Here is a 4,678-nt window from a genome sequence, read left to right as displayed (position 1 = left end):
CCATATTGTTAGGTATACTAAGTCCTGAAAAATTCTATAATTTAGAAAACTATATTGTTCAATTTGCTTTTGATAAATTTGGATGGTTATTTCAGTTATCTTCTCTATTTTTTCTATTAGTATGTGTATTTTTAATGCTTTCAAAATTTGGAAATATTAGATTTGGTGGAAAAGATGCGAAACCTACTATGTCAAATTGGACATGGTTTAGCATTACTCTATGTGCTGGAATTGGTACTGGGATTATGTTTTGGGGTATTGCAGAACCTATAACCCATTTCATGAACCCACCAGATTATCTAAATTTTGCTGCTGGAAGTGAATCTGCTGCCACATTTGCTTTGGTTACAAGCTATATACACTGGACTTTCATTCCCTATGCTATGTATTCAATAATTGGAATAGGCTCTGCGTATGTTGTCTATAATTTAAATATGCCTTTTCAAGTTAGTTCATTGCTGTATCCTATCTTCGGAAGAAAGATTAATAAAACAGTTATTGCAATAATAGATAATCTTTGTATTTTTAGTATGGCTGGAGGAATTGCTGCCATTCTTGGAGTTGCTACCATGCAATTAGGTAGTGGTATGGAAGAGTTAATTGGTCTTAGTCCAAATAGAATAGTTTGGATTGCCATTGTTGGAACAATAGTTGCATCCTTTATATTTTCAAGTTATATTGGAATTCAAAAAGGAATGAAGTGGTTATCAGATAAAAATTCAAAAATATATATAGCAATATTAGCATTTATATTTATATTTGGACCAACGACTTTTATACTATCTTTAGGAACACAAGCAACTGGTGAATTTATAGGAACTTTTTTTGAAAGAACAACAATTTTAAGCCCAATAATTGGAAGTCAATGGCCTCGATGGTGGCCTATATATTATTGGGCAATTTGGGTTGCATACGCACCTATTTCAGGTATGTTTTTTGGAAGTATTGCAAAAGGAAGAACCATAAGAGAATTTTTATTTTATAATTTAATATTACCTGCTGTATTTGGAATAATTTGGTTTGCTATTTTTGGAAGTGCTGCAATCCATCAACAATTAAATGGAACCGATTTGTGGGGTGTTATTCAAAATAAGGGATTGGAAGTTTCTATCTATGCATTCTTAAAAAACTATCCTTTAACTAAAATATTTTCATGGATAATGGTTATAACCATAGTTATCTCTGTTATAACTTTATGTGATTCTATGACTGGAACAATCTCAAAAATGTCTACAATAGGAGACTACTCTGATAGTCAAGAAGCACCGGGGTATATAAAAATATTTTGGGGTCTAGTTATGAGCTCTTTGGCTATAGTTAATCTATTATCTCCAGAGGGAAAAATTAGTGGTATTGATGCAACTAAAATGATATCTACTGTTGCAGGTTTCCCACTATTATTTTTAATGATACTTCTGACTTGTAGCATATTATATATGATTATCAAAGGAGATAAACATGAAATAGTTTGTGCTGAAGAAGATTATGAGTATAAGAGTCCAAATAGCGCTATTCTTGATTCGGAGATAAATTAGTTGTCTATATTAGGAGGAAAAATGCAAAATACTATAATAATTAATGGTCAAAATTTAAATATAGAGGATATTGAAAAAATTGCCAAATATAATTATAAAGTAAAAATAGAAGATGAGGCTTTAGAAAAAGTAAAAAAAGGTAGACAAAAAATATTTGATTTAGTGGATAGCGATGTTCCTGTATATGGATTTAACACAGGAGTTGGATGGAATAAAGATAAGAAAGTTTTTAAAGAGTTTTTTAAAAAATATAACACAAATCTTATTTACTCCCACTCTTTAGGTATTGAACCATTTTGTACTCAAACTGAGGGAAGAGCAATTTTGTTAGCTAGATTGAATACTTTCTTAGTTGGATGTACAGGCATAGCCGTGGAAATTGTTATAATGTATGAAAAACTTTTAAACTTAAATATTATTCCAGTAATTCCTAAAAGAGGATCGGTAGGGGAAGGGGATATAACAAATCTGTCACATATAGGATTAGTCTTAATTGGGGAAGGAGAGGTTTATTACAATAATGAAATCAGAGATTCAAAAGATGTTTTTGAAGAGGTAAACTTAAATCAAATCGATTTAGGCCCAAAAGATGGTTTGGCTATAGTTAGTTCAAATGCCTTATCCGTTGGAATTGGTGCTCTAGTTTTAAAGGATATTCAAAAAATGATGGATCTGGCTGACATTGTTTACTCTCTTTCTTTAGAAGGGCTAAATGGAAATACCTCTCCTCTTGATAAAGATGTTTATAAAGTTAGAAATTATAAGGGACAACTAATCAGCTTAAAAAATGTCACAAAACTACTTAAAGGAAGCACTGTTTATGACTCAGATTGGAAAAAGTCTGTGCAAGATCCTCTATGTTTCAGAGGAGGGGTTCAAATTAATGGTGCTATAAGAGATGCCTTTAAATATTGCCAAGAGTTATTTAATATCCAACTTAATTCAAGCGAAGACAATCCATGTTTATTATTGAAAGAGAATAAATTAATATCATGTTCAAATTATGAATCAATCTCTTGGGTTCTAGGGTTTGAAAATCTAGGTGTGGCTATCTCTCACCTATCAAAAAATAGTTGTCATAGGACTATAAAGTTATCAAATCCAGAGTTCACAAGATTACCAAGATTTCTATCACCTAGAGATAGTGTTCTAGGGTTCGCTACCACTCAAAAAGTCTTTACATCCCTTGATACAGAGATTAGACACCTTTCCAATCCTGCTACAGCAGATTTTTACTCATTAGCTGGAGAGATTGAAGATCATGCTAACAATACGCCATATGTTATAGATAAGTTGAAAAAAATAGTTGATAACATGTTCTATATATTAGCTATTGAAGCTATGCACGCAGTACAAGCTATAGACCTAAGAGATGACTGGATTTTAGGAGAAGGGTCTCAATTAGCATACGATAAAATAAGGAAAACAGTTCCCTTTTATAATGAAGACCGCCCTATTTATAGGGATATTAAGGAGATTTATAACTTAGTTAAATCAGATTCATTTGTCAATGAGATTTTGTTCTCATAATATAGGTTATAAGGAGGTTAGATGGAAGTAATTGGAAAGAGTTATCCTGTACATGACGCATATGGAAAAGTAACTGGAAAAATTAGATATGCTAGTGATATGGTTCTTCCTAAAATGGTCTACGCAGTGTTAATCGTTAGTTCTATTCCACATGGGAAAGTACTGTCAATAGATTGTAAAGAAGCTTTAAAGGTAGATGGAATTCTAGATATTTTAACTCCATTTAATACAACAGATAAAAAATATAGTCGTTATAAAACAAGAGATGAGCAGAAGGTGGAACTAACTGAACAAATTTTTAATAATCATGTTAGATTTATTGGAGATAAAATAGGAGCTGTTATAGCAGAAAGTGAAGATATTGCTAGAAAAGTGATCAAGCTATTAAAAATTGAGTATGAGGAATATCCTAGTTCTTTTTCAAGTGAGGATTCTTTAACTGGTAAAATTGATAATATTTTTGATAATGGAGCTGTCTGTGCATCGTATAACTCTAAATCAAATAATAAAATTTTGAAGGAAGAGGACTGTATTAAAGTTACGACTATATCGGAATTACAAAGATTACATCATGCTACAATGGAGACTCATGCTTGTGTAGTAGATTATGATTATTCCAATAATAATATTGTAATTTACTCTCCAAATCAAAGTGTATTTGGAGTAAGAACAATACTTTCAAATCTATTTGAAATTCCAAATCATAGACTTAGAGTTGTTAAAAGTCCTATGGGTGGATCCTTTGGAAACAAACAGGAGTGGATAGTGGAACCCGTAGCTGTGGCTTGTGCATTAAAAGTTAAAAGACCTGTTAAACTAGTCTTAAATAGAGAAGAGTGTATGGTTTCAACAGTGTCTAGGGCCTCTATGAAAAATACAATTACAACCACTGTTAATAAAGAGGGGTTTATTAAAAGGTTTGATGTAGATGTTTTAATGAATACAGGTGCCTATATAGGTAACTCTCTGCCTTATATTGCCACATTTTTAAGTAAGTTTTCAAGAGTTTATAAGTATGAAAATATAGACTATAGGGTGAAAGCAGTTATTACAAACTCCCCTGTTTCAGGAGCATATAGAGGCTGGACTGCTGGTGAAGCAGCTTTAACTATTGAGCATAATTTCAATGAGATTTCAAAGAGATTAGGTATCGATCCTTTGGAATTAAGACTAAAAAACTGCCTTTTAACTGGTGATAAAGATATTCAAACTAATATTACACTTGGTTCAATAAAAATAAGAGAGTGTTTAGAGAGTGGTAGTAAAAAATTTGATTGGTATAGATTAAAATCTGAATGTTCCCAATTTAATGATACAAATAAAAGATATAAAAGAGGAATATCTGTTGCTTGTGGTGGACATGTTAGTGGATTCTATCCAAAAGTTATAGACTATACAAGAGTTGATTTAGTTATGACAGAACAGGGTAAAGTTATTGGGAATATAACTTTACATGACCACGGTTGCGGAACGATAACCGCATTTAAAATGATTATCGCCGAGATTTTAACAATTGATGTAGATGATATTATTATAAATGAAGGAGATACTGGAAAAACCCCATATGATTTAGGATGTTATTCAAGTAGAACTACCTATGTTATCGGTAAAGC

The 4,678-nt window shown here is 31.6% G+C and carries 3 protein-coding genes; all 3 read left to right on the top strand.

Annotation, left to right across the window (positions count from 1 at the left end):
• Positions 1–1,535, top strand: a 1,535-nt coding sequence (locus tag ACMOUI_RS09235; RefSeq protein ID WP_418965409.1) for a BCCT family transporter, incomplete at its 5' end; no start/stop codon positions are given.
• A 21-nt stretch (positions 1,536–1,556) separates the two neighbouring features.
• A complete protein-coding gene (locus tag ACMOUI_RS09230; protein WP_418965408.1) occupies positions 1,557–3,065 on the top strand; it encodes an HAL/PAL/TAL family ammonia-lyase in 1,509 nt (502 codons plus the stop codon).
• 21 nt (positions 3,066–3,086) lie between these two features.
• The coding region (locus ACMOUI_RS09225; RefSeq protein ID WP_418965407.1) for a xanthine dehydrogenase family protein molybdopterin-binding subunit at positions 3,087–4,678 on the top strand (1,592 nt) is incomplete at its 3' end.

Origin of the sequence: Cetobacterium sp., from assembly GCF_048470075.1 — a bacterium.
In the GTDB taxonomy this organism is placed as follows: domain Bacteria; phylum Fusobacteriota; class Fusobacteriia; order Fusobacteriales; family Fusobacteriaceae; genus Cetobacterium_A.
This window is presented reverse-complemented; position numbering and strand designations above follow the sequence as displayed.